The sequence below is a fragment of the Cellulosimicrobium sp. EB106-03-01-XG111 genome, assembly GCF_058792115.1.
In genome coordinates this window covers 180,834-205,758 of sequence record NZ_JBYTEQ010000002.1, presented here as the reverse complement: position 1 = coordinate 205,758, position 24,925 = coordinate 180,834, and the positions used below count along the sequence as shown (strand labels likewise).

The following is a 24,925-nucleotide window of genomic DNA, read 5'->3' as shown; positions in this document are numbered from 1 at the left end:
AGCGTGAAGACGTCCCCCTGACGAAGGAGCTTCCATGAGCGCGACGACACCGACGCGGCGACGTCGGTCCGCACCCGAGGTGCGGGCCGAGGAGATCGTCCGCGCCGCCCGTGCGCTCTTCGTCGAGCGAGGCATCGCGAAGACGTCCACCACGGACGTGGCGGAGCGCGCCGGCGTGGCGCGCGGGCTCGTCTACTACTACTTCGCGGACAAGGACGCGCTCGTCGACGCCGTGCTCGACGAGTACGTCGAGGAGTTCACCGCGGCGGTCCGTGCCTGGGACGCCGCCCGCGAGACGGGCGACATCGACACCGCGCTCGTCGACTGCGTGGCGATGTTCCGCAACTACCTGCGCGCGATCGACCCGCTGCGCGACGACCTCCGTCGCCCCGAGAACGGCGGGCTCTACGACCGGTTCCTCGACCGCGCCGTCCGCGCGGTCGTCGCGAGCCTCGAGGCCACCACGGTCGAGGCCTACGCGGCACGGCACCACGTCCGGATCACGCACGTCGCAGAGACGTTCTACGTGCTCGTCTACGGGCTCGTCGGGCTCGTCCGGAACTCCCCGGACGTGGACGACGCGGTCCTCGCGACGATCGTGCGCCAGACGCTGCACCTGGACGAGGAGAGCTCCTCGGACGGGTGATCCCGGGTCCTCCGGCGCGCCGGGACCCGGAAGCCCTCCGAGCGCGCACCGTCCCCGGGCGGCGTGGGACCGCCCGGTCGTCCCCCAGGAGAAGACGACATGTTCCTGTTCGACTCGATCCCGTGGCAGGCGGCCGTCATGTGGTTCGTCGTGCTGGCCGCGCTCATCGCGCTCAACGAGCTCGTGCGCTGGTCGAAGACCGCCGCGGTCGGGATCTTCGTGGTCCTGCCCGTGGTGCTGACGATCTTCGTCTGGCCGCAGACGGCGGGCGCCGGCTCCTCGACCGGCACGTGGTTCCACTGGGTCAAGGTCTACTCGGCCCTCGCGGGCTGCATCGGCTTCATGCTCCTGCGCTACAGCCCTCGGCTGCGCGCCATGCGGTACGCCCTGCTGTTCCCGCCCGCGATCCTCGGGCTCAACATCCTCGAGGCCGTCATCCGGGACTTCCAGGTCACGGGGATGGACGGCGTGGTCGACGGCGTCGTCATGGTGGGCGGCCCGTGGAACGTCATGAACGGGATCGCCGGCATCCTCAACCTCGTCACCATCTGCGGGTGGGTCGGGATCTTCGTGACCCGCGACCGGTTCCAGGACATGATCTGGCCCGACATGATGTGGTTCTGGATCATCGCCTACGACCTCTGGAACTTCGCCTACGTCTACAACTGCGTCGGTGACCACGCGTTCTACGCCGGTGCCGCCCTGCTGATCTCGTGCACCATCCCCGCCTTCTTCCTGCGCAAGGGTGCCTGGCTCCAGCACCGTGCCCACACCCTCGCGTTCTGGATGATGTTCACCATGGCCGTCCCGGCGTTCGTCTCCGACTCGCCGTTCGCGGTGCAGTCCTCCCACGACCCCACGGCGCTCTTCGTGGTGAGCCTGGTCTCGCTCCTCGCGAACGTCGCCGTCGCGGTCTACCAGGCGTACGTGATCGTCTCGCGGCGTCGCAACCCGCTGCGCGACGAGCTCTACGTCGACCACGCGTCCTACCGGCGGCTCGCCGCGGAGCGGCCCGAGGCGCGTCCTGCGGAGCAGGCCGTGCCCGCGGGCGTCGCGACCACCTCGGCCTGACGCACCGGCCACCGGCCCGCGGCGCCGCTCCGGCGTCGCGGGCCGGTCGCGTCCCTGCGCGGCCGGGGTGCGCGACGACGCGTGGTCGCCGTAAGGTGGCGCGGCCATGACCGACCACCGCGTGCACGTCGTCACCGACTCCACGGCCTCCCTGCCCGCAGGATCCGACGAGCGGCTGCGTGCCGTCCCCCTGCACGTGGTCGTCGACGACGAGTCGTACCTGGAGGGCGTCGGCCTCACCGCCGAGGACGTCGCGGCGCACCTCCAGGCCGGTCACCGGGTGACCACCTCGCAGCCGACGCCGCGGGCGTTCGGCGAGGCGTACGCCGCGGCAGCGGCAGCGGGTGCACGCGGGATCGTCTCCGTCCACCTCTCGGGCGAGCTGTCGGGCACGGTGCACGCGGCGGCGCTCGCGGCCGCCGACGCGCCGGTCCCCGTGCGGGTCGTGGACTCGCGGACCGTCGCGATGGGGCTCGGCTTCGCCGCGCGCGAGGCCGCGGCGGCGGCGGCAGCCGGGGCCGGGACGGACGTGGTCGCGCGGCGGGCGATCGAGGTGGCCGACGCGAGCCGTGCCCTCTTCCTCGTCGACTCGCTCGACCACCTGCGCCGGGGCGGCCGGCTCAGCGCGGCCTCGGCCGCGCTCGGGACGGTGCTCGGTGTCCGTCCGCTGCTGACGGTGCGTGACGGCAGGATCGACGTCGTGCAGAAGGTCCGGACCCGGTCCGCCGCCGTCGAGCGGCTCACCGCGGTCGCCGTGGAGTCCGCGGCCCGCCGCGCGCGGCCCGCGCTCGCGGTCCACCACGTGGGGGACGACGACGGCGCCGACCGTCTGGCGGTGACGCTCACCGAGCGCACCGGCCTGGACGTCGTCGTGACGCCGGTGAGCGCGGTGCTCGGGGCGCACGTCGGCCCGGGGGTGCTCGCCGTCGTGGTGGCGGACCTCGCCGACCGCGGCTCCGGGGTGGGAGACCTCTCGGCGACGATCTGAGGTCCCCGACGCCAGGGGCGCCGGTGCGTGGCCGTGCACAGCCGCGCACCTCGTCGCGTCCTCCACAGGCCGGGCCGCGGCGTCGGCAGGGTGCACCGGCCGCGCCCTAGCGTCCACGGCGTGAGCACACCTCGGCACGAGCCCCGACAGCACGCCCGCCCCGGCCGCGACCCCGGGAGGGACGGCGCCGTCGTCCGGCAACGCCTGCGGGCGGTCGCCGGGTCCGGGCGGCCCGCCCTCGCGTGGCACCCGGCGACCGCCGCGCTGCCCCGGGTCGCCCCGCCGGGCGCGACACCGACGCGAGGCGAGCGGTGGTCGTGGGAGCAGCCGGAGGCGGTGGACGGCCCTGCGCCGGACGTCGTCCCGTCCTGGCACCGGCGTCCCGGAGCGCCGGGCGACCCCGGGTCGTCCGGCGCCGACGGCTGGCTGCCGTCGCGGCCGGAGCCGGAGGAGCGTGCACCGTCCCTGCCGTCCGAGGTGCCGGAGGCGGACGAGGCCGCCGGTCTCGCCGCCCGCGGGGGTACGACGTGGTCCGACGACGAGGCGCCCGGCACCGTGGGGGACGCCGACGTGGAGGGGGAGGTGGACCGCCTCCGGCGGCGCGCGGCGCAGACGGCCGCGAGCGCGTACACGGCCGCGCACGGGCACCCGACGGCCCACTCCGGGTTCGGTGACCTCGCCGAGGAGGGCGGCAGGCGGTGGGCGATGCGACCGCGGACCGCGGTCACCGCGCTCGTCGTCGTCCTGCTCCTCGCGACCGGTGTCGTCGTGCTGCGGGCGCCGGCCGGAGGAGTCGAGCCGGTGGCGCGCGCGGGCGCCGCTGCCTCTCCCGCCACGGCGGCATCAGGGGATGGGGTCGCGGCCGACGCCGACGCGTCGCCCGGCGCGGCGGGTGCACCGGCCGCCGACGGCGGCGAGGCCCAGCCCGCGCCCGGTCCTGGCGGGGCGGCCGCGGCGCCGGGCCGGGTGGTCGTGCACGTCGTCGGGCAGGTGGCGGCACCCGGCCTGGTGACCGTCGCGACGGACGCCCGTGTCGCCGACGCGCTCGACGCGGCCGGGGGAGCGACCCCCGACGCCGACCTCGCGGCGCTCAACCTCGCGCGCGCCGTGACCGACGGCGAGCAGATCCACGTCCCTCGGCCCGGCGAGGCGGTCGCGGCGCCGCCGCCCGACGCCCCGGGGGCGGCCTCCGCGGGGACCGGGGGCGCGGGTGGCGCGGTGGTCGACCTCAACGCCGCCGACGCCGCCGCGCTCGACACGTTGCCCGGCATCGGCCCCGTGCTCGCCGAGCGCATCGTCGCGTGGCGCGACGAGAACGGGCCGTTCACCGCCGTCGACGAGCTCGGCGAGGTCAGCGGCATCGGCCCTGCCGTGCTCGAGGACGTGCGCGACCTCGTCCGCGTGTGACCGACCTCCGGCTCGTCCCCGCGGCGCTCGCGGCGTGGGCCACCGCGTTCGTCGCCGTCGGGGCCTCGGCGGCGGACACGCTGCTCGTGGCGCGTGCCACGGCCGTCGTGCTGGGCGTCGTGCTCGTCGCCGGCCTCGTCGCGCTGCGCCGCGCTGCGACCTTCTCCGGGGTGTCCGGCGCCGACGTCGGCGCGAGCGTCGTCGCCGCGCCCTCCGGCCCGGCGTCCGGTCCGAGCCACCGGAGGGCGGACGGACCGCGGCTCCGCCCACCCGTCCGGCCGCCGCTCGGCCCACCCGTCCGGTCGCGGGGCGGACGGCCGGTCGGGTCACGGGCCGGGTCACCGGTCGGCGTGCGCGTGGTCGGGCAGGTGGTGGTCGTCCTCGCGTGCGCGACCGCCGTCCTCCTCTCGGGCGGGGTCCAGCTCGCCGCGCGGGCCCCGCTCGGGGCGCTGGCCGACGAGCGGGCGACGGCGACCCTCGTCGGGACGGTGCGCTCCGACGTCGAGCCGCGGACCGACCCGTGGTCGGGGTCGGCCGACCGGCACGAGGTGCGGGTAGAGGTCGACCGGCTCACCGCACGCGGCGCGACCGTCCCGGCAGCGGGGCCGGTCGTCGTGGCGGGGGCGGGGGACGGCTGGACCGACCTCGCCTACGGGGCGGACGTCGTGGTCACGGGTCGGCTCGACGTGCAGGGGGACCGGACGTTCCTGCGCGCGGACGCCGCGCCGCGCGTCGTCCACGACCCCGGCTGGTTCCTCCAGGGCGTGCACACGATGCGGCAGAGCCTGCTCGACGTGACGGACGGGCTCAGCCCGCAGGCACGCGGGCTCGTGCCGGGGGTGGCGGTGGGGGACACCTCCCGTTTGGACCCGGAGCTCGACGAGGCGATGCGCACGACCTCGCTCACGCACGTCACGGCCGTGTCCGGCGGCCACTTCGTCATCGTCGTCGCGTGCGTCGCGGCGCTGTGCGTCCTGCTGCGCGCGCCGCGAGCCGTCCGCGTCCTCGTGACGGGCGCGGCGATGGTGGGGTTCGTGGCGCTGGTCCACCCGGAACCGAGCGTGCTGCGGGCGGCGGCCATGGGGGTGGTCGGGGTGGTGGGCATCGCGCTCGGGCGCCCGTCCCGCGCGGTGGCGGCTCTCGGTGCGGCCGTGGTCGTGCTCCTCGTCGTCGACCCGTGGCTGGCGCGGTCGTACGGCTTCGTCCTCTCCGTCGCCGCGACGGCCGGGCTGGCCCTGCTCACGGCGCCGATCGCCCGGCGTCTGGCGCCGTGGTGCGGACGGACGGCCGCGCACGTCGTCGCCGTACCGGCGGCAGCGCAGGCGGCGTGCGCCCCGATCGTCGTGCTGCTCGACCCGAGCGTGAGCACGTGGGCCGTCCCGGCGAACCTCGTGGCGGCGCCGGCACTGGGGCCGGCGACGGTGCTCGGCGTCCTCGCGACCCTCGTCGCGCCGTGGTGGCCCGGTGCCGCGACCGCCCTCGCCTGGACGGCGGGTCTCTTCACGGGCTGGATCGCGGGTGTCGCCCAGGTCTTCGCGGCCACGCCCGGCGCGCGGGCGCCCTGGCCGGGAGGTGTCGGAGGGGCCGCGCTGCTCGCCGCGCTGACCGCCGTCGGGCTCGCCGTGGTCCTCCGCTCACGCGCCCTGCAGGACGCGGGGGAGCGCCGCACGCTGCGCCGCGCCACGTCGCCGCCGCTGCGGGCGCGCCTCGCCGGGGAGTGGCGTCGCGCCTCCCGGTCGTCCGGCGTCGGGGAGGGACGCTTCGGACGGGCTGCGGGTTCGCGTCAGGTCCGGTCGCCCCAGGGACCGGGACAGGGACGACCGCACGCTCGCGTCCGCGTCGTGGTCGTGGTCGTCGCCGTCGTCGCCGTGTCCGTCCTCGTCGTCGTGGTGCTCCGGCCGCTCGGCGTGACCGCAGGGCCGGTCCCTGCGGACTGGGCGGTCGTGGCGTGCGACGTGGGGCAGGGCGACGCGCTCGTCGTGCGCTCCGGGCCGCGCGCTGCGGTGGTCGTGGACGTGGGCCCCGCCGGTGCTGCGGCGGGATCGTGCCTCGACGACCTCGGGGTCGAGCGGGTCGACCTGCTCGTCCTCAGCCACTTCCACGCGGACCACGTCGGCGGTCTGGAGGCGGTGCTCCGCGGCCGAGAGGTCGAGCGCGCGCTCGTGAGCCCGGCCGCGGAGCCCGAGGCACAGGCCGAGCGCGTGCTCGGGGACCTCGCGGACGCGGGCGTCCCGGTGCAGGTCGCGCGCCAGGGCGACGCCGGTGCGGCGGGCCGGGAGGACGGCGGCCGTGCCTTCGACGACGGCGTCTCGTGGGAGGTGCTGCAGGCCGGACCGGGCGACGCGAACGACGCGAGCGTGGCGCTCCTCGTCCAGGTGGCGGGACTGGACGTCGTCGCGCTCGGCGACCTGGAGGACGCGGGGCAGGCCTCGCTCGCGCGCACCCTGGACCGTCACGGCACGGGTCCGGTCGACGTCGTCAAGGTCGCGCACCACGGCTCGGCCACGCAGTCGGACCGCCTCGCGGAGCTCCTGGCACCGACGGTCGCGCTCGTCAGCTCGGGCGAGAACGCCTATGGCCACCCCACCGACCGGGCGCTCGATCTCTACCGCGGGGTGGGGGCCACCGTGCTGCGGACCGACGCGTGCGGCACGGTGGCGCTCGTCGTGCGCGACGACGTCCTCTCCGCCGCGGGGTGCGGGTGACGGCGCCGTGCGCGTCTGACGGCACGGCGGGTGGGCGGCTCGTGGCAGGCTGGTGCCATGCCCGCGCCGACCCGCACTGCCCGTCCGTCCGCCGGTCCGTCCCTCGCCTGGGACGACGTCCGGCTCGCGCCGGTGGTGCTCGTCCAGGGGCCCGAGTCGCTCCTCGCGGAGCGCGCCGTCGACGCGATCGCCGACCTCGCGCGCGAGCGCGACCCCGAGGTCGAGAAGGTGACGATCGAGGCCGCGACGTACCAGGCCGGGATGCTCACCGTGGCGGCCAGCCCGTCGCTGTTCGGCGAGGCGAAGGTCGTCGTCGTCGAGGGCGCCGAGTCGGCGACCGACGCGCTCGTCGCCGACGTCGTGGACTACGTGCCGGTCGCCGACCCGGCGACGACCGTCGTCGTCGTGCACGGGGGCGGAGTGCGGGGCAAGCGCATGCTCGACGCGATCAAGGGCAGCGGCGCGCCCGTCGTCACGGTCGAGGCGATCAAGAAGGACTCCGACAAGGTGGCGTTCGTCAACGCCGAGTTCCGCAGGGCCCGTCGTCGCATCGACGCGTCGGGCGTCCGAGCCCTCGTCGAGGCCCTCGGCAACGACCTGCGGGAGCTGGCGGCCGCCTGCAGCCAGCTCGTCACGGACACCGACGGCACCGTGAGCGAGGCCGTGGTGGACCGGTACTACGGCGGCCGGGTCGAGGCGACCGGGTTCCGGGTCGCGGACGCCGCCGTCGCCGGGAACGCGGGGGAGGCCGTGGCGCTCCTGCGGCACGCGCTTGCGACGGGCGCCGACCCGGTGCCGCTCGTCGCGGCCCTGGCGATGAAGCTGCGCGCCCTCGCGAAGGTCGGCGCGATGCGCGGCCGCGGCGGGGTCGCGGCGAAGGACCTCGGGCTCGCGCCGTGGCAGGTCGACCGCGCGCGCCGGGAGCTCGCGGGCTGGACCCCGGAGGGTCTCGCGACGGCGATCAGCGCCGTCGCGCAGGCCGACGCCGAGGTCAAGGGCGCGGGGCGTGACCCGGTGTTCGCCGTCGAGCGCGCGGTGCTGACGATCGCGCGGGCCCACGGCCGCTGACCCAGCAGCCGCGCGACCAGGCACCGGGCTCGAGTCCCCGGCGCCGCGCGGCGCCGGGGATCCGACGAGGTGCCCGGCTCCGCTCCCGCTCGCGACCGTCGTCACGCCCAACGGTGGCGTCGGCCCGGGCCAGACACCCGGCGCCGGACGCACGAAAGGCGCCGACCCGTGCGGGTCGGCGCCCCTCGTGGGAAACCTGTGCGAGCGTCGCGACGATCAGCGTGTCACGACACCGCGGGCGAACCGTGCGCTCAGAGAGCGTTGACGGACTTCGCGATGGCCGACTTGCGGTTCGCGGCCTGGTTCGCGTGGATGACGCCCTTCGAGACGGCCTTGTCGAGCTTGCGGGACGCCGCCTGGAGCGCGGTGGTCGCCGCGTCCTTGTCGCCCGCCGCGACGGCCTCGCGCACGCGGCGCACGTACGTCTTGAGCTCGGACTTGACTGCCTTGTTGCGCAGACGAGCCTTCTCGTTCGTGCGGATGCGCTTGATCTGGGACTTGATGTTGGCCACGTGTGGACTTTCTGGTTCTGTTCGCCGGAGCGAGCGGATAGGTCGTAGAGGGCGACTCCAGCTCCGGGACTGGGGTGGGGAACCCGTGGAGAGGTGCTGGAGCTGTGCCCGCCGACCTGGGCGGACACGCAGCCATCAAGAATACCAGCGGTCTGGTCGGGACCCTAATCGTCCCCCGGGGCCACCGCGCCGTCGCCGCGTGGCCTCCGTGCGGCCCCGCGCGAGGCCCGCAAGGTCGGCGCGAGAGCCGGGGCTACCACCTCCAGAGCCGGGGCCACCGCCTCAAGAGCCGGGGCCACCGCCTCAGCGGTGCCGCGAGATGCCGTCGACCACACGGTCGAAGACGTCGCGTCCGACGACGGCCCCCTCGCGGCGCACCGCGTCCGGGTCGACGCGCACCACGCGGTCCAGCCGGACCTCGCTGTCGCGCCCCTTCGCGTCCCACGGTCCCGACCCGATGTCCAGCCAGTACCGGCCCCAGCGCGCCTCGTCCTGGGCGTCGCGCGAGTGGTCCTTGCTCGTGAGCATCACGCCGAGGAGCCACGCGCCGTCCGACCCGACGAGCAGCACCGGCCGGTCCTTGCCCTCGGAGTGGTCCTCCTCGAACGGGACCCACGTCCAGACGATCTCACCGGGGTCCGGGTCGCCGTCGGGCCGCGGCGCGTACCGCGCGCGCACGGTGCCCTCGAAGTCGCCCGGGTACGCGCCCGCGGAGGCGCCCCGGCCGCCGGTCGTCCCGGGTCGCCCGCCCGCCGCGGGGCGGGGACGAGGACCCGGCGCAGCACCGGGACGCGGCCCGGGCCGCGGGGAGGGCGTGCGGTCGCCGCGGCCGCGGCCCGACGGCGTCCGCTCGCGCCCCGGGGCCCGCGTCGCCGCGGTGCCCTGGCTCGCGCCACCTTGCCCCGCGCCCTGCGAGCGCGTGAGCCCGGAGACCACGGCGCGCGCCGCCTCGGTCAGAAGTCCCAGCCATCGGTTGCGTGCCACGCGCGCACCCTACCGGGCGGACGCGCGTCCGCCCGGGCGCCCCGGGTGCCCCGGACGCCCGGACGGCCGGACCTCGGCGCGCCGAGGCAGAGCCGTGGTCACCCCACCTCGCCGGACCAGGGCTCTACCTCGCGGAACCAGGGCTCTACCTCGCGGGGCCAGGGCTCTACCTCGCGGGACCGGGGCTCTACCTGGGCGGCGCGCGGCGGATGACCCGCCGGTGCGGGTCACCCGGCGCGGACGGTGCGCGTCACCCGGCCAGGACCGCGTCCACCTCGCGCAGGAAGTCGTCGAGGTCCCCGGGGTCGCGCGACGTGACGAGCGTGTACCCCTCGTCGTCGCGCACGACGGACCGGTCGACCCAGGCGCCGCCCGCGTTGAGCACGTCCGTCTCGAGGGACGCGTAGCTCGTGAGCGTCTTGCCCTCGACGGCGGCCGCCTCGACGAGCGCCCACGGGCCGTGGCAGATCGCCGCGACCGGCTTGCCCGCGGCCGTGAACGCGCGCACGAGGCTCACCGCGTCGTCCTGGAGGCGCAGCGCGTCGGCGTTGATCGTCCCGCCCGGCACGAGCAGCAGGTCGTACTCGGCGGGGTCGGCGTCGGCGTGCGTGAGGTTCGGGGTCACGGTGCGGCCGGGGTCCTTGTCGCCCACGAGGGTCTGCACGTCGTCGGCGGACGTGGCTGCGACGTCGACCTCCACCCCCTCGCCGCGCAGGTGCTCGAGCGGGACCACGAGCTCGTCCTGCTCGACGCCGTAGTTCGTCACGATCGCCAGCACGCGGCGCCCGCCCGGGCGGCCGGAGGTGCGGTGCTCGGTGTCCTGGGCCATGAGCGCTCCTCTCGTCGCCGGTCGGCCCGGTGCGGCCGGCCGGTCCTCCACGCTAGGTCGGCTCGCGGCGCCCCGCAGGGCGGGCGGGTGCCCGACGCCGGACGTGGGACAATGGTCGTTCCCGCCCGCCCGAGAGCGACCGTCGGCGCGCCGCCCCCGAGCGCGCGGCCCCGACCCGCACGCCACTCCCAGGAGCGCACCCGCGTTGTCCCCGATCCCCAGTGCCCAGCTGAGCACCCGCATCCAGCCCGCGGCCACGCCGCCCGAGCTGATCCGGAACTTCTGCATCATCGCGCACATCGACCACGGCAAGTCGACCCTGGCCGACCGCATGCTGCAGCTCACCGGTGTCGTCGAGCCGCGCGCCATGCGTGCGCAGTACCTCGACCGCATGGACATCGAGCGCGAGCGCGGCATCACGATCAAGTCGCAGGCCGTCCGCATGCCGTGGGCCGTCGTGGCGGACGGCGTGGAGACGCCGCACGCGCTGAACATGATCGACACCCCGGGGCACGTCGACTTCACGTACGAGGTCTCGCGGTCGCTCGCGGCGTGCGAGGGCGCGGTGCTGCTCGTCGACGCCGCGCAGGGCATCGAGGCGCAGACCCTCGCGAACCTGTACCTCGCGATGGAGAACGAGCTCGAGATCATCCCCGTGCTCAACAAGATCGACCTCCCGGCGGCGCAGCCCGAGAAGTACGCGGAGGAGCTCGCGAACCTCGTGGGCGGCGACCCGGACGACGTGCTCAAGGTCTCCGGCAAGACGGGCGCGGGCGTCGAGGTGCTGCTCGACCGCATCGTCGAGCGCGTGCCCGCGCCGGTCGGCGACGCCGACGCCCCGGCGCGCGCCATGATCTTCGACTCGGTCTACGACACCTACCGCGGCGTCGTGACGTACGTGCGCGTCGTCGACGGCAACCTCAACCCGCGCGAGCGCATCGTCATGATGTCGACGCGCGCGACCCACGAGCTGCTCGAGATCGGCGTCATCTCGCCGGAGCCCATCGTCACGAAGGGCCTCGGCGTCGGCGAGGTCGGCTACCTCATCACGGGCGTGAAGGACGTGCGCCAGTCGAAGGTCGGCGACACGGTGACGAACGCGGCGAAGCCCGCCGCCGACGCGCTCGGCGGCTACTCGGACCCGAAGCCCATGGTCTTCTCGGGCCTGTACCCGATCGACGGGACCGACTACCCGGTCCTGCGCGACGCGCTCGACAAGCTCAAGCTCAACGACGCCGCGCTCAACTACGAGCCGGAGACGTCGGTCGCGCTCGGCTTCGGCTTCCGCGTCGGCTTCCTCGGCCTGCTGCACCTGGAGATCGTGCGCGAGCGGCTCGAACGCGAGTTCGACCTCGACCTCATCTCGACCGCGCCGAACGTCGTCTACGACGTGACGCTCGAGGACGGGACGCTCGTCAACGTGACGAACCCGTCGGAGTTCCCGGGCGGCAAGATCAAGCAGGTCAGCGAGCCGGTCGTGCGGGCGACGATCCTCGCGCCGAGCGAGTTCGTGGGCACCGTGATGGGCCTGTGCAACGACCGTCGCGGCCAGATGCTCGGCATGGACTACCTGTCCGAGGACCGCGTCGAGCTGCGCTTCACGCTCCCGCTCGCCGAGATCGTGTTCGACTTCTTCGACCAGCTGAAGTCCCGCACGCGCGGGTACGCGTCGCTCGACTACGAGCCCTCGGGCGACCAGGTGGCCGACCTCGTGAAGGTCGACATCCTGCTCCAGGGCGAGCAGGTGGACGCGTTCAGCGCGATCGTGCACAAGGACAAGGCGTACGACTACGGCGTCATGATGACGGCGAAGCTCAAGGAGATCATCCCGCGCCAGCAGTTCGAGGTGCCGATCCAGGCGGCCGTCGGCGCGCGCGTCATCGCGCGCGAGACGGTGCGCGCGATGCGCAAGGACGTCCTCGCGAAGTGCTACGGCGGCGACATCAGCCGCAAGCGCAAGCTGCTCGAGAAGCAGAAGGAGGGCAAGAAGCGCATGAAGAACATCGGGTCCGTCGAGGTTCCGAAGGACGCCTTCATCGCCGCGCTCTCCTCCGACGCCGCGGGCGGCAAGGACGCCAAGGACAAGTCGAAGAAGTGAGCCCGGCGCTGCCCGAGGGCGAGCCGGTCCCGCCCGACGGCTCGCTGCCCTCCTGGGTCGGGGGAGGCACGGGCGGCACGGAGCCCGCGGCCCGCGGGTTCGGGGTCTACCTGCACGTCCCGTTCTGCTCGGTGCGGTGCGGGTACTGCGACTTCAACACCTACACGGCGTCCGAGCTCGGCGGGGGTGCGAGCCAGGCGTCGTACGCGAGCACGGCGCTGCGCGAGATCGACCTCGCCGCGCGCGTGCTGCACGACGCCGGGCTGCCGCCGCGCCCTGTCTCGACCGTCTTCGTCGGCGGCGGCACGCCCACGCTTCTGCCTGCGGGCGACCTCGTCCGCCTGCTCGACGGCGTGCGCGACGCGTGGGGGCTCGCCCCGGACAACGAGGTGACGACGGAGGCGAACCCCGACTCCGTGACGCCCGAGTCGCTCGCCGAGCTCGCTGCGGCCGGGTTCACGCGCGTGTCGTTCGGCATGCAGTCCGCCGTCCCGCACGTGCTCGCGACGCTCGAGCGCACGCACGACCCGCGCCGCATCCCGGACGTCGTGCGCTGGGCGCGCGACGCCGGCCTCCAGGTCTCGCTCGACCTCATCTACGGCACGCCGGGGGAGAGCCTCGACGACTGGCGGGCCAGCCTCGAGGCCGCGCTCGCGACCGGCGTCGACCACGTGGCCGCGTACGCGCTCGTCGTGGAGGCGGGGACGAAGATGGCCGCCCAGGTGCGGCGCGGCGAGGTCGCGCTCCCGAGCGAGGACGACCAGGCCACGAAGTACGAGCTCGCCGACGAGCTGCTCACGGCGGCGGGCCTCACCTGGTACGAGGTGAGCAACTGGGCGCGCACCGACGCCGACCGCTGCCGCCACAACCTCGCCTACTGGCGCGGCGACGACTGGTGGGGGATCGGTCCCGGTGCGCACTCCTACGTCGCGGCGACCGGTGCCGGGTCCGCGGTGACGTCGCCCGAGGACGCCCGGGTCGGGGTGCGCTGGTGGAACGTCAAGCACCCGCGCCGGTACGCGGCGCTGCTCGAGGCGGGCACGAGCCCCGCGGCGGGACGGGAGCTCCTCACGCGGACGGAGGGCCGGCTCGAGCAGGCGATGCTCGGCGTGCGGCTGCGCGAGGGTCTCGACCTCGCGGTCCTCTCCCCGTCCGGCCGGCGTGCGGTCGCCGGGCTCGTCGCGACCGGGCTCCTCGACGGCCGCGCGGCGGTCGCCGGCCGCGCCGTGCTCACCCTGCGGGGGCGGTTGCTCGCGGACACGGTGGTCCGGACGATCACGGACGAGTGACGTCGGTGCCGGGGCCGCCTCGACCCGGCACGCGCTCGGCGACCACCGGTGCGCGACGGCGGCGGCGGACCCGGCGTCGTGCCGTGCTCGCGGCTCTCGCCGCGCGGTCCTGGCCACGAACCGCCAAGGTGGACCCAGCACGTCGACGGAGCGTGCGGCCCGCAGCACGTGACGACGAGGAACGAGGTGCACGATGACCGACCCCACGAACCCGGGCGGCGAGCCGCCCCGCGACGACGAGCACACCCCCGCCGACGGATCGGGCGGCCCGCAGCCGGACGCCACGCCGCCGTCGGGCCCCGGCCCCGACCGGCCCGACGCCGCTGCGTCCGGGGACGACGTGCCACCCGCCTCGCCGTACGGCCCGGGCGGTGGAGCGCCGCACGACCCGGCCGCCCCGCGCGACCCGGCCGCCCCGTCGGGCCCGCCCGCGTACGGGGCACCGGGTGCCTACGGCGCCCCGTCCGGTGCGCCGGGCGGCGCGACCGGAGGACAGGCCGCGCCCCCGCCGGGCGCGTCCCCGTCGGGCGGATACCCGCCGCCCGCCGGCGGATACCCGCCCCCTGCCGGGGGATACCCGCCGCCGCCCGGGTCGTACCCGGGCGCCGCCGGAGGGTACGGCGGCCAGCCCGGCTACACGGGACCGGCGTTCGGCGTCGGCGACGCGATCTCCTACGGGTGGCGCCGGGTCACGTCGAACCTGGGGCCGTGGATCCTCGTCGCGCTGATCTTCCTCGCGGTCAACGTCGCGTGGAGCTGGATCACGGGCGGGTTCGACCAGCTCCAGGACCAGTTCGACTACTCCGACACGAACTTCGCCGCCCTCGGCGGGCTCACCTTCACGAGCGCGCTGCTCGCGATCGTCGGCACCGCCATCGGCTACCTCATCACCGCGTTCTTCACGCGCGGCGCGCTCGACGAGGTGGACGGGCGTCGGCCCGACGTCGCCGCGTTCTTCCGCATCGGCAACGTGCTCAACGTGCTGCTCGCCGCGCTCATCGTCGGCATCCTGTCCGGGATCGGGTTCTTCCTGTGCGTCCTGCCCGGCCTCGCGATGCTGCTGTTCTCGGCGTTCGTGTACTACGTCGCGCTCGACCAGGGCGTCGACGCGATCACGGCGATCCGCACGAGCTTCTCGCTCGTCGCGAAGAACTTCGGGCAGGTGTTCCTGCTCCTGCTCGCTCTCGTCGGGATCAACATCCTCGGCGCGATCCCGTGCGGCCTCGGGCTCTTCGTGACGATCCCGCTGAGCTACGTCGCCGTCGGCTACGCCTACCGCCGTCTCACGGGCGGCGTGCCGGCCGCCTGACCCCCGGCCGCAGCCCTCGCCGCGCCCCGGGAGCGGCGCGCCCCGGGCGCCGAGCGACCGGTCAGGGCGCGGTGACGAAGTCGATGAGCTCCTCGACGCGCCCGAGCAGCGACGGCTCCAGGTCGGCGTACGTGCGCACCGTGCCGAGGATGCGCTGCCACGCGCGGCCGACGTCCTCCGGGGTCTCCGCGGGCCAGCCGAGCTCGCGCAGGATCCCGCGCTTCCACTCGGTGCCGCGCTCGATCACGGGCCACCGCTCGAGGCCGATCCGGGCCGGCTTCACCGCCTGCCAGACGTCGACGTACGGGTGCCCGAGCACGAGCACCGTGCCCGCGGGCGAGCGCCGCAGCGCCTCGTCGGCGATGCGCCGCTCCTTGCTGCCGGGCACGAGGTGGTCCACGAGCACGCCCACGCGCCGCTGCGGCGTCGGGCCGAAGTCGGCGAGCGCGGCCGCGAGGTCGTCGACGCCGTGCAACGGCTCGACGACGACCCCCTCCACGCGCAGGTCGTCCCCCCACACCTTCTCGACGAGCTCGGCGTCGTGCTTGCCCTCGACCCAGATGCGGCTCCCGCGCGCGACGCGCGCCCGCTGCCCGACGACGGCCCGCGAGCCCGACGCGGTGCGCGTCGGTGCGGCGGGGGCGCGGGAGGTGACGGGCGGGGTGAGCTCGACGGGCGCGCCGTCGACCCAGAACCCGGGCCCGAGCGGGAACGTGCGGGTCCGGCCCGCGCGGTCCTCGAGCACCACGACGTGCATCCCGCCCGACTTCTCGACCCGCACGACGGCGCCGACCCACCCGGTCTGCACCTCCTCGACGACGAGGCCGCGCTCCGCGGGCTGCGGGCGCGACGCGGGCCGCGCGCGGTGGTGGGTGGGGGCGGGCGTGCCGCCGAGGACGTCGGAGCCGTAGCGGTCGAAGGACACGGCGTCACACTAGGCCAGCGTCCGCCGTGCGCCGCCGAGATCGCCCCGTGCGTCGCCGGATCGGCCTCCCGCGGGCCGACCTCGAACCGTCGGGCCGACCTCGCGCGACGGCTCCCGGCGCGCGCGCCCCCGGGGCGGGGTGGTACCACGGACCGATGAGCCAGGAGCGCGCGGAGCCGGACCCGAACCGCTGGCGCGTGCTGCCGGTCTGCCTCGCGGTGGGCTTCATCACGACGCTCGACGTGTCGATCGTCAACGTCGCCCTGCCGTCGATCGAGTCGTCGCTCGACGCGGGTCCCACGGAGCTGCAGCTCGTCGTCGCGGGCTACACGCTCGCCTTCGGGCTCGCCCTGGTGCCCGCCGGGCGCCTGGGCGACGCCGGCGCTCGGCGCGCGCTGTTCATCGCCGGGCTCGTGGGCTTCGCGCTCATGAGCCTCGCGTGCGGGCTCGCGCCCACCGACACGTGGCTGGGCGTCGCGCGCCTGCTCCAGGGCGTGAGCGCCGGGGTGCTCAATCCGCAGGTCGTCGGCCTGATCCAGCAGGAGTTCCGCGGGTACGAGCGCGGGCGCGCGTTCGGCATGTTCGGCGCGACGATCGGTGTCTCGACCGCGCTCGGGCCCCTGCTGGGCGGCCTCATCATCGCGGCCGCCGGCCCCGAGACGGGCTGGCGCTGGGTGTTCCTCGTCAACATCCCCGTCGTCGCCGTGCTCCTGCCGTTCGCGTGGCGCCTCGTGCCGGGGCCGCCGCGCACCGGCTCGGGCGCGGCGCGCGGGCCGCGCCGGCTCGACCTCATCGGGCTCGGCCTGCTCGGCGCCGCGACCCTCGGCGTGATGATGCCGTTCGTCACGACGACGGGCCGCGGCGACGACGCGTCCCGCTGGTGGTGGCTCGTGCCGGCCGTCGGCGCTCTCGTGGCTGCCGTCGCGTGGGAGCGGCGCTACCAGCGCCGCACGGGCGAGGCGGTGCTCGACCCGCAGGTCGTGGGGCTCGGGTCCTTCCGCAACGGCGCGCTGCTCGGCCTCGCGTACTTCGCGGGGTTCACGGGCATCTTCCTCGTCGTGACGCTCTACCTCCAGGACGAGCTCGGGTACACGCCGCTCCAGGCGGGGCTCGTCGGCACGCCGTTCGCGGTCGCGTCGGGCGTGTCGGCGTGGTTCTCGGGCCGCTGGGTCGCGCGCTGGGGCCGCGAGCTCGTCGTCGTCGGCGTGGTGCTCGTGCTCGTCGGGGTGGTCGCCGCGGAGGTCGTCGTGCGCACGCTCGGGAACGACCCGGGCGCCGTGGGCCCGGCGCTCGCGGTCGCGCTGCTGGTCGCCGGTGCGGGCAGCGGGACGGTCATCGCGCCGAACCAGACGCTCACGCTGTCCGAGGTGCCGGTGAGCCGGGCCGGGGTGGCGGGCAGCATGCTGCAGCTCGGCCAGCGCATCGGGTCGGCCGTCGGGATCTCCGTCGTCCTGTCCGTGTACTACGGCGGGCTCGCGGGCGGCGACTCGGCGGCGGACGCGACCGGGCGCGCGCTCCTGGTGACGATCGGCCTCGTCGCGGTCGCGCTCGCGGTCGGACTCCTCGACCTGCGTTCGCGACGAGCGGAGGACCGCCGGACGGGCCGCGCGGACGCGTAGGATTGGCACTCGGAGGTCGAGAGTGCCGACGCCCGCACGCCCGCCCGGGCGGCGACGGTGCGGCACGCGGGAGGTGGACGTGAGCGAGGAGCGCCGGCTCGAGGTGCTGCGGGCCATCGTCGAGGACTACGTCCTGACGCGCGAGCCCGTGGGGTCGCGCGTGCTCACCGAGCGCCACAGCCTCGGCGTCTCGCCCGCCACGATCCGCAACGACATGGCGGCCCTCGAGGACGCGGGGTACATCGCGCAGCCGCACACGTCCGCGGGCCGCATCCCGACGGACAAGGGCTACCGGCTCTTCGTGGACCGCCTCTCGGGCGTCAAGCCGTTGTCCGCACCGGAGAAGCGCGCCATCGAGACCTTCCTGTCCGAGGGCGTGGACCTCGACGACGTCATCGCGCGCGCCGGGCGCCTGCTCGCGCAGCTCACGGGCCAGGTCGCCGTCGTGCAGTACCCGTCGCTCAGTCGGTCGGGCCTGCGCCACCTCGAGCTCGTGCCCGTCGGCGAGTCGCGCCTCCTGGTCGTCATCATCACGGACACGGGCCGCGTCGAGCAGCGCACGCTCGAGGTAGCGAGCCTGCCGGACGAGGGGACCCTCGTCGAGGTGCGCGCACGGCTCAACGCCGCGGCCGCGGGCAAGCGCCTCACGGACCTCGCGACCGGTCTCGCCGCCGTGACCGAGAGCTTCCACCCCGACGACGCCCCGCTCGTCCGCGCGGTGGGCGACCTCGTCGCCCAGACGCTCGCGGAGGAGAGCGAGGAGCGCCTCGTCCTGGCCGGCACGGCGAACCTCGCGCGCGCGGGCATGCGGTTCGAGCACGCGCTGCGCCCCGTGCTCGAGGCGCTCGAGGAGCAGGTCGTCCTGCTCGGCCTGCTCACCGAGATGGCCGCCGAGTCGGGCGTGAGCGTCCGGATCGGTCGCGAGACCCAGCTCGAGGGCCTCGCGGAGACCTCCGTCGTGACGACCGGTTACGGTAACGACGGTGACACGGTCGCGCTCGTCGGCTCGATCGGGCCCACCCGCATGGACTACCCCGGCACCATCGCGGCGGTGCGCGCGGTCGCGCGCTACCTGTCACGGGTGCTCGGCACGTGAGCCCCGCGGTCTCCCCGCCCGCGGCGGGCCCGCTCGACGACCACCCCCGACCCCTCCCGACCGGCTCCGAGCCGGCCTCACGACCCGCACCAGCAGAGAGTGACGTGTGAGCGACTACTACGAGATCCTCGGCGTGGCCCGTGACGCCAGCCAGGACCAGATCAAGAAGGCGTACCGCAAGCTCGCGCGCGAGCTGCACCCGGACGTCGCGGGCGAGGAGGCGGGCGACCGCTTCAAGGACGTCGCGCGCGCGTACGAGGTGCTGTCCAACCCGGAGAAGCGCCAGCAGTACGACCTCGGCGTCGACCCCAGCGCCCCCGGTGGCGGAGGCGGCGGCCCCATGGGCGGCGGGTTCGGCTTCCAGGACATCTTCGAGACGTTCTTCGGCGGCGCCCAGGCGCAGCAGGGCCCGATCCCGCGCGCCCGCCGCGGCCAGGACGCGCTCGTGCGGCTCGACATCGACCTCTCCGAGGCGACGTTCGGCGCGCAGCGCGAGCTCCAGGTCGACACGGCGGTCGTGTGCGGCACGTGCGGCGGCACCTGCTGCCGCCCGGGTACCTCGCCGCGCACGTGCGAGGTGTGCCACGGCCGCGGCACGGTCCAGCGCGTCGCGCGCTCGTTCCTCGGCCAGGTCATGACGAGCGCGCCGTGCGCCGCGTGCCAGGGCTTCGGCACGGTCATCCCCGAGCCGTGCGCGGAGTGCTCGGGAGAGGGCCGCGTGCGCAGCCGCCGCAGCATCACGGTCAACGTCCCGGCGGGCGTCGACACGGGCACGCGCATCAAGCTCACCGCGCAGGGCGAGGTCGGCCCGGCCGGCGGCCCCGCGGGCGACCTGTACGTCGAGATCCGCGAGCGCAACCACGACACGTTCGTGCGCCGCGGCGACGACCTGCACTGCACGCTCCAGGTGCCGATGACGGCGGCCGCCCTCGGCACCGTGCTGGAGCTGGAGACGCTCGACGGGCTCCAGGAGATCGACCTGCGCCCCGGCACGCAGCCGAACCAGATCGTCACCCTGAAGAACCTCGGCGTCGGACACCTGCACGGCAGCGGGCGCGGCGACCTCAACGTCCACATCGAGGTCCAGGTGCCGACGGCCCTCGACCCCGAGCAGGAGCAGCTCCTGCGCTCGCTCGCCGCGCTGCGCGGCGAGGAGCGCCCCGAGCCCCGGCTCGCCGCCGCGCACCCGGGCGTGTTCTCGCGCCTGCGCGACAAGCTGTCCGGCCGCTGAGCGGGGCGCGCATGAGTGCTCCGGTGTTCCTCGCCGAGACGGGGACCGACGGCGTCGCGCCCGGCGACCGGTACGTGCTCGACGGCGCGGAGGGCCGGCACGCGGGCGTCGTGCAGCGCCGCGGCGCGGGCGAGCGCGTGGACGTCGTCGACGGCGACGGGCTCCGGCTGCGGTGCGTCGTCGAGCACGCCGAGTCGGGCCGCGTCACGCTCCTCGTGCAGGAGGTGGACCGCGAGCCGGCGCCGGACGTCGTCGTGACGCTCGTCCAGGCGCTCGCCAAGGGCGACCGCGACGAGATGGCGATCGAGGCGGCGACCGAGATCGGCGTCGACGTGGTCGTGCCGTGGCAGGCGGAACGCTCCGTCGTCGTGTGGCGCGGCGAACGCGCGGCGAAGTCCCGCGCGCGGTGGCTCGCGACGGTCCGCACGGCGACCAAGCAGGCCCGGCGCGCGCGCCTGCCCCGCGTCGAGGTCGCGCTCGACTCGCGCGGCCTCGCGGCGCGGGTCGTCGACGTCGTCGCGGCGGGCGGTCGCGCGATCGTCCTGCACGAGGAGGCGACGACGCCGCTCGCCGACGTCGTCCTGCCCGCCGGTCCGGCCACGGACGGCGCGCCCGCGCCCGAGGTGCTGGTCGTCGTCGGCCCGGAGGGCGGGATCTCCGACCGCGAGCTCGCCGACCTCACGCAGGCCGGCGCGGTCGCGGCGCGGCTCGGGCCCCACGTGCTGCGCACGTCGACCGCCGGGCCGGTGGCCGTGGCGCTGCTCGCCGAGCGGCTCGGCCGCTGGGGCGTGGCCGGGACGCGTGGTCTAGCCTCGGGGGCATGACGAGCACCGACCTGCGCACCGACCCGGACTGCCTCTTCTGCCGCATCGTCGCGGGGGAGGTGCCCGCCGACGTCGTGGCGACGAGCGAGCGCTCGATCGCGTTCCGCGACATCGACCCGCAGGCGCCCGTGCACGTGCTCGTGGTCCCGCGCGACCACCACGGCGACATCGCGCAGCTCGCGGCGGCGGACCCGGAGCTGCTCGGCGACGTCGTCGCGCTCGCCGACGAGGTGGCGGGCGACCTGGCCGACGGCCAGTTCCGGCTCATCTTCAACTCGGGGCCGCGCGCCGGCCAGAGCGTGTTCCACGTGCACGGCCACGTCATCGCGGGCGCCGAGCTCGGCTGGTCGCCGGCCTGAGCCCTGCGCGAAAGCGCGTGTGACGCCCGGCCGCTCTCGGTACGATGGGAAGCGATCTGCGGGGCGGTGGCCGCCCCGGACCCACTGCCCGACCGAAGGAGCGCAGCGGCGCAAGCCGGCTCATGACCTCTCTGTCCCGAGAACCCGACCCCTCGTCGCACCGGGTCGAGCACCGCATCGTCATCCCGAACCACGTGCCGATGGTGGCGCTCCTCGGTAGCCGCGACTCCGTGCTCCGGGCCGTCGAGGAGGGGTTCCCCACCGTCGACGTGCACGTGCGGGGCAACGAGATCGCGGTCGGCGGGCCCCCGGGGGACGTCGCGCTCGCCGCGCGCCTGCTCGACGAGCTCGTCGAGGTCGTGGAGGCCGGCACCCAGCTCACGGCCGACGTCGTCTCGCGGTCCATCGCGATGCTCACCGCCGCGACGGCGTCGCGGCCGGCCGAGGTGCTGACGCTCAACATCCTGTCGAGCCGTGGCCGCACGATCCGGCCGAAGACCGTGGGGCAGAAGCGCTACGTCGAGGCGATCGACGCGAGCACCATCACGTTCGGCATCGGTCCCGCGGGCACGGGCAAGACGTACCTCGCGATGGCGAAGGCCGTGCAGGCGCTGCAGTCGAAGCAGGTCAACCGCATCATCCTCACGCGCCCGGCCGTCGAGGCGGGGGAGCGGCTCGGGTTCCTGCCCGGCTCGCTGACGGAGAAGATCGACCCGTACCTGCGCCCGCTGTACGACGCGCTGCACGACATGATCGACCCCGACTCGATCCCCAAGCTCATCGAGGCCGGGACGATCGAGGTCGCGCCGCTCGCGTTCATGCGCGGGCGCAGCCTCAACGACTCGTTCATCATCCTCGACGAGGCGCAGAACACGACGACCGAGCAGATGAAGATGTTCCTCACGCGCCTGGGCTTCGGGTCCCGCATGGTCATCACGGGCGACGCGACGCAGGTCGACCTGCCGGGCGGCACCCAGTCCGGCCTGCGCGTCATCGAGGACGTCCTCACCGGTGTCGACGACGTCGAGTTCTGTCGCCTCACGTCCTCCGACGTGGTGCGGCACCGGCTGGTGAGCGACATCATCGACGCGTACGCGCGCTGGGACCTCGCGACGGCGCCGGCGTCGCGACAGGGGACGAGCGGCGGCGCTCGCCGCCGCGACGACGACCGCCGCGGACGCCCCGCGGCACGAGACCGACGGACGAGGGACGACGCGTGAGCATCGAGGTCAACAACGAGACCGAGGCCGAGGTCGACGAGGCCGAGTTCGCGGCGCTGGCACGGTACGTGCTCGACGCGATGCGCGTGCACCCGCAGAGCGAGCTGTCGATCCTCTTCGTCGACACGGACGTCATGAGCGAGCTGCACGTGCGCTGGATGGACGAGCCCGGCCCGACGGACGTGCTGTCGTTCCCCATGGACGAGCTGCGGCCCGGGCGGGACGGCGAGGTCGCCGGCCCCGGCCAGCTCGGCGACGTCGTGCTGTGCCCGGAGGTCGCCGCCCAGCAGGCGGTGACGGCGGGCCACTCGACGGCGGAGGAGATGCTCCTGCTCACGACGCACGGCATCCTGCACCTGCTCGGCTACGACCACGCCGAGCCGGAGGAGGAGAAGGAGATGTTCGCGCTGCAGCGCAAGCTGCTCCTGACCTTCCTCGCAGGCCGGTGAGCGGCGAACCCGTCGCGCTCCTGGCGGCCCTGACCGTCCTGACGGTCGTGCTCGCCGCCGCGCTGAGCGCGGGCGAGGCCGCGGTGCTGCGCGTGACGCGGGCCGCCGTCACGGAGGCAGCCCTGGGCGACGACGCGTCCGTGCCCGCCCGCCCGGAGGGCCGTCGGGCGCTCGCGCTGCTCGCGGACCCGGCGGCGACCGTGCGCTCCGTCGGCTTCGTGCGCGTCGTCGCGGAGGTCGCGGCGGTCACGTGCCTCACGCTGCTCGTCGCGGCGTGGCTCGAGCCGTGGTGGCAGGTCCTGCTCGTCGCTCTCGCGGTGAGCGTCGTCGTCGGGCTCCTCGTGGTGCGCGTGAGCCCGCGGTCGCTGGGTCGTCGGCACGCGGTGCGCGTCCTGCTGAGCCTGTCGCGCCTGCTCGCGATCGTCGTCGGGGCCACGCGCTGGCTCACGCGGCTCGCCCCGGCGCCCGACGAGGGGGCGCACCAGCGCGAGCTCCAGGACATGGTGGACCGCGTCAACGAGTCCGAGGTCATCGAGGAGGAGGAGCGCGAGCTCATCCGCTCCGTGTTCGAGCTCGGGAGCACCCTCACGCGCGAGGTCATGGTGCCCCGCACCGACATGGTCACGACGTCGCGCGACACGCCCCTGCGCAAGACCCTCTCGCTCTTCCTGCGCTCCGGCTTCTCCCGCATCCCGGTGACGGGCACCTCCGCGGACGACCTCGTGGGCGTCGCCTACTTCAAGGACGTCGTGCGCGTCCTGCAGGGCGGCCCCGGGACCGACGCGCGGCCCGTGGGCGAGGTCGCGCGCCCTGCGATCTTCGTGCCCGAGTCCAAGCCGGTGGACGACCTGCTGCGCGAGATGCAGGCGTCGTCGTCGCACATCGCGATGGTCGTCGACGAGTACGGCGGCGTCGCGGGTCTCGTGACGATCGAGGACGCGCTCGAGGAGATCGTGGGCGAGCTCACGGACGAGCACGACCGCCCGGAGCCCGAGGTCGAGGACCTGGGCGACGGCGTCCTGCGCGTGCCCGCTCGCCTCGGCGTCGACGAGCTCGGCGAGCTCTTCGGCCTCGGCCTGGACGACGACGACGTGGACACCGTGGGCGGCCTGCTCGCCAAGGCGCTCGGCAAGGTCCCGCTGCCCGGCTCCGTGGCGGAGGTCCACGGTCTGCGCCTCGAGGCCGACCGTGTCCAGGGCCGCCGCAAGCAGCTCGCGACCGTCCTCGTCTCCGCCGCGACCTCGCCCGACGCCCCGGACGCCGAGCCGGACGATCCCGACCCCGCGGCCGACACCCGTCAGCCCCTCCCCACCGTGAAGGACACCCCGTGAGCACGACCACCCCCGAGCACCGCTCCGGCTTCGCCTGCCTCGTCGGGCGGCCCAACGCGGGCAAGTCGACCCTGACGAACGCGCTGGTCGGCCAGAAGGTGGCGATCACCTCCGGGCGCCCCCAGACGACGCGCCACACGATCCGGGGGATCGTGCACCGCCCCGACGCGCAGCTCGTCCTCGTGGACACCCCGGGCCTGCACCGCCCCCGCACGCTGCTCGGGGAGCGTCTCAACGACCTCGTGCGCGAGACCCTCACCGAGGTCGACGTCATCGCGTTCTGCCTTCCCGCCGACCAGAAGATCGGCCCGGGCGACCGCTTCATCGCGAACGAGCTCGCGGAGCTCAGGCGCGGTCGCCGCGGCACGCCCGTGGTCGCGGTCGTGACGAAGGCCGACCTCGTGGACCGCGGCACGCTCGCCGCGCACCTGCTGGCGGTCGACCGGCTGGGGGAGGCGACGGGCGGCTGGGCCGACATCGTGCCCGTCTCGGCCCAGGACGGCTACCAGGTCGACGTGCTCACCGACGTCCTCGTCTCCCACCTGCCCGAGGGCCCTGAGCTCTACCCGGGCGGCGAGCTCACGGACGAGCCGGAGGCCGTCATGGTCGCCGAGCTCGTGCGCGAGGCGGCGCTCGAGGGCGTGCGCGACGAGCTGCCGCACTCGCTCGCGGTCCAGGTCGAGGAGATCGTGCCGCGCGAGGGCAGCGGCGACGAGGCCACGGGCCGCCCGCCCCTGCTCGACGTGCGCGTCAACCTCTTCGTCGAGCGCGACTCGCAGAAGGCGATCGTCATCGGCCGGGGCGGATCGCGGCTGCGCGAGGTCGGCACGCGCGCACGGCACGGCATCGAGGCGCTGCTCGGGGCGAGGGTCTACCTCGACCTGCACGTGAAGGTCGCCAAGGACTGGCAGCGCGACCCCAAGCAGCTCCACCGGCTCGGCTTCTGACGCGGGGGGACGTCCCCC

At 75.2% G+C, this 24,925-nt stretch carries 22 protein-coding genes; 18 read left to right on the top strand and 4 right to left on the bottom strand.

Going from position 1 to position 24,925, the window contains the following annotated elements; all coding sequences use genetic code 11:
• Positions 1-34: 34 nt before the first annotated feature.
• From AC3WT4_RS02960 to holA, 6 genes are all read left to right on the top strand, one after another.
• A complete protein-coding gene (locus tag AC3WT4_RS02960) occupies positions 35-646 on the top strand; it encodes a TetR/AcrR family transcriptional regulator (protein ID WP_492314671.1) in 612 nt (203 codons plus the stop codon).
• A gap of 99 nt (positions 647-745) precedes the next feature.
• Complete coding sequence (locus AC3WT4_RS02955; RefSeq protein ID WP_074809755.1) at positions 746-1,717, top strand: DUF5692 family protein; 972 nt, start codon at positions 746-748, stop codon at positions 1,715-1,717.
• A 106-nt stretch (positions 1,718-1,823) separates the two neighbouring features.
• Positions 1,824-2,705 (top strand): DegV family protein, encoded by an 882-nt coding sequence (locus AC3WT4_RS02950; RefSeq protein ID WP_492314670.1) that lies wholly within the window; start codon positions 1,824-1,826, stop codon positions 2,703-2,705.
• 120 nt (positions 2,706-2,825) lie between these two features.
• A complete protein-coding gene (locus tag AC3WT4_RS02945) occupies positions 2,826-4,112 on the top strand; it encodes a ComEA family DNA-binding protein (protein WP_492314669.1) in 1,287 nt (428 codons plus the stop codon).
• Positions 4,109-6,817: a ComEC/Rec2 family competence protein gene (locus AC3WT4_RS02940; RefSeq protein WP_492314668.1), complete on the top strand. Its 2,709-nt coding sequence runs from the start codon at positions 4,109-4,111 to the stop codon at positions 6,815-6,817. The genes AC3WT4_RS02945 and AC3WT4_RS02940 overlap by 4 nt, the downstream gene beginning before the upstream one ends.
• 57 nt (positions 6,818-6,874) lie before the next feature.
• Entirely contained in the window at positions 6,875-7,885 is a 1,011-nt protein-coding gene (gene holA, locus AC3WT4_RS02935; protein ID WP_074809752.1) for a DNA polymerase III subunit delta, read from the top strand.
• 251 nt (positions 7,886-8,136) lie between these two features.
• On the opposite strand, the gene rpsT is transcribed toward holA, so the two are convergent.
• From rpsT to AC3WT4_RS02920, 3 genes are all read right to left on the bottom strand, one after another.
• Positions 8,137-8,397 carry a 30S ribosomal protein S20 gene (gene rpsT, locus AC3WT4_RS02930; protein WP_043659362.1) on the bottom strand — a complete coding sequence of 87 codons (261 nt, stop codon included), beginning with the start codon at positions 8,395-8,397 and terminating at the stop codon, positions 8,137-8,139.
• A gap of 303 nt (positions 8,398-8,700) precedes the next feature.
• Positions 8,701-9,381, bottom strand: coding sequence for a type II toxin-antitoxin system PemK/MazF family toxin (locus tag AC3WT4_RS02925; RefSeq protein WP_492314667.1), 681 nt, complete (start codon positions 9,379-9,381; stop codon positions 8,701-8,703).
• A gap of 250 nt (positions 9,382-9,631) precedes the next feature.
• Complete coding sequence (locus AC3WT4_RS02920; protein ID WP_108051312.1) at positions 9,632-10,210, bottom strand: type 1 glutamine amidotransferase domain-containing protein; 579 nt, start codon at positions 10,208-10,210, stop codon at positions 9,632-9,634.
• 205 nt (positions 10,211-10,415) lie between these two features.
• Here AC3WT4_RS02920 and lepA point away from each other — a divergent pair, with 205 nt between their 5' ends.
• The 3 genes from lepA to AC3WT4_RS02905 all read left to right on the top strand — a co-directional run bounded on the left by lepA (position 10,416) and on the right by AC3WT4_RS02905 (position 14,906).
• A complete protein-coding gene (gene lepA, locus AC3WT4_RS02915; RefSeq protein WP_074809749.1) occupies positions 10,416-12,308 on the top strand; it encodes a translation elongation factor 4 in 1,893 nt (630 codons plus the stop codon).
• Positions 12,305-13,597 carry a radical SAM family heme chaperone HemW gene (hemW, locus tag AC3WT4_RS02910; RefSeq protein WP_492314666.1) on the top strand — a complete coding sequence of 431 codons (1,293 nt, stop codon included), beginning with the start codon at positions 12,305-12,307 and terminating at the stop codon, positions 13,595-13,597. The genes lepA and hemW overlap by 4 nt, the downstream gene beginning before the upstream one ends.
• Before the next feature lie 193 nt (positions 13,598-13,790).
• Positions 13,791-14,906: a DUF2189 domain-containing protein gene (locus tag AC3WT4_RS02905; RefSeq protein WP_492314665.1), complete on the top strand. Its 1,116-nt coding sequence runs from the start codon at positions 13,791-13,793 to the stop codon at positions 14,904-14,906.
• Positions 14,907-14,967: 61 nt separating this feature from the next.
• On the opposite strand, the gene AC3WT4_RS02900 is transcribed toward AC3WT4_RS02905, so the two are convergent.
• Positions 14,968-15,831: a DUF3097 domain-containing protein gene (locus AC3WT4_RS02900; RefSeq protein ID WP_492314664.1), complete on the bottom strand. Its 864-nt coding sequence runs from the start codon at positions 15,829-15,831 to the stop codon at positions 14,968-14,970.
• A gap of 155 nt (positions 15,832-15,986) precedes the next feature.
• Between AC3WT4_RS02900 and AC3WT4_RS02895 the strand changes: the two genes are divergently transcribed.
• From AC3WT4_RS02895 to era, 9 genes are all read left to right on the top strand, one after another.
• Positions 15,987-17,450, top strand: coding sequence for an MFS transporter (locus AC3WT4_RS02895; RefSeq protein WP_492314663.1), 1,464 nt, complete (start codon positions 15,987-15,989; stop codon positions 17,448-17,450).
• A gap of 79 nt (positions 17,451-17,529) precedes the next feature.
• Positions 17,530-18,546, top strand: a complete 1,017-nt coding sequence (gene hrcA, locus AC3WT4_RS02890; protein WP_074809911.1) for a heat-inducible transcriptional repressor HrcA — start codon at positions 17,530-17,532, stop codon at positions 18,544-18,546.
• A 106-nt stretch (positions 18,547-18,652) separates the two neighbouring features.
• Positions 18,653-19,777 (top strand): molecular chaperone DnaJ, encoded by a 1,125-nt coding sequence (dnaJ, locus tag AC3WT4_RS02885; RefSeq protein WP_043651775.1) that lies wholly within the window; start codon positions 18,653-18,655, stop codon positions 19,775-19,777.
• Between the two features lie 11 nt (positions 19,778-19,788).
• On the top strand, positions 19,789-20,601 hold the full coding sequence (locus tag AC3WT4_RS02880; protein WP_108051318.1) for a 16S rRNA (uracil(1498)-N(3))-methyltransferase: 813 nt from the start codon (positions 19,789-19,791) through the stop codon (positions 20,599-20,601).
• Positions 20,598-20,960, top strand: a complete 363-nt coding sequence (locus AC3WT4_RS02875) for an HIT domain-containing protein (RefSeq protein WP_021482946.1) — start codon at positions 20,598-20,600, stop codon at positions 20,958-20,960. The genes AC3WT4_RS02880 and AC3WT4_RS02875 overlap by 4 nt, the downstream gene beginning before the upstream one ends.
• 122 nt (positions 20,961-21,082) lie before the next feature.
• Positions 21,083-22,180 (top strand): PhoH family protein, encoded by a 1,098-nt coding sequence (locus AC3WT4_RS02870; RefSeq protein WP_108051320.1) that lies wholly within the window; start codon positions 21,083-21,085, stop codon positions 22,178-22,180.
• Positions 22,177-22,629, top strand: coding sequence for an rRNA maturation RNase YbeY (gene ybeY, locus AC3WT4_RS02865; protein WP_021482948.1), 453 nt, complete (start codon positions 22,177-22,179; stop codon positions 22,627-22,629). The genes AC3WT4_RS02870 and ybeY overlap by 4 nt, the downstream gene beginning before the upstream one ends.
• A complete protein-coding gene (locus AC3WT4_RS02860) occupies positions 22,626-23,960 on the top strand; it encodes a hemolysin family protein (RefSeq protein WP_108051322.1) in 1,335 nt (444 codons plus the stop codon). The genes ybeY and AC3WT4_RS02860 overlap by 4 nt, the downstream gene beginning before the upstream one ends.
• A complete protein-coding gene (era, locus tag AC3WT4_RS02855; protein WP_074809742.1) occupies positions 23,957-24,907 on the top strand; it encodes a GTPase Era in 951 nt (316 codons plus the stop codon). Before AC3WT4_RS02860 ends, era begins: the two co-directional genes overlap by 4 nt.
• Positions 24,908-24,925 lie beyond the last annotated feature (18 nt).

Excerpts from the sequence above, each read along its gene's own strand:
- AC3WT4_RS02920 (WP_108051312.1), bottom strand. The coding sequence starts at position 10,210 with ATGGCCCAGGACACCGAGCACCGCACCTCCGGCCGCCCGGGCGGGCGC.
- AC3WT4_RS02955 (WP_074809755.1), top strand. The coding sequence starts at position 746 with ATGTTCCTGTTCGACTCGATCCCGTGGCAGGCGGCCGTCATGTGGTTC.
- AC3WT4_RS02905 (WP_492314665.1), top strand. The coding sequence starts at position 13,791 with ATGACCGACCCCACGAACCCGGGCGGCGAGCCGCCCCGCGACGACGAG.
- AC3WT4_RS02950 (WP_492314670.1), top strand. The coding sequence starts at position 1,824 with ATGACCGACCACCGCGTGCACGTCGTCACCGACTCCACGGCCTCCCTG.
- holA (WP_074809752.1), top strand. The coding sequence starts at position 6,875 with ATGCCCGCGCCGACCCGCACTGCCCGTCCGTCCGCCGGTCCGTCCCTC.
- AC3WT4_RS02960 (WP_492314671.1), top strand. The coding sequence starts at position 35 with ATGAGCGCGACGACACCGACGCGGCGACGTCGGTCCGCACCCGAGGTG.
- AC3WT4_RS02875 (WP_021482946.1), top strand. The coding sequence starts at position 20,598 with ATGACGAGCACCGACCTGCGCACCGACCCGGACTGCCTCTTCTGCCGC.
- AC3WT4_RS02895 (WP_492314663.1), top strand. The coding sequence starts at position 15,987 with ATGAGCCAGGAGCGCGCGGAGCCGGACCCGAACCGCTGGCGCGTGCTG.
- AC3WT4_RS02870 (WP_108051320.1), top strand. The coding sequence starts at position 21,083 with ATGACCTCTCTGTCCCGAGAACCCGACCCCTCGTCGCACCGGGTCGAG.
- AC3WT4_RS02880 (WP_108051318.1), top strand. The coding sequence starts at position 19,789 with ATGAGTGCTCCGGTGTTCCTCGCCGAGACGGGGACCGACGGCGTCGCG.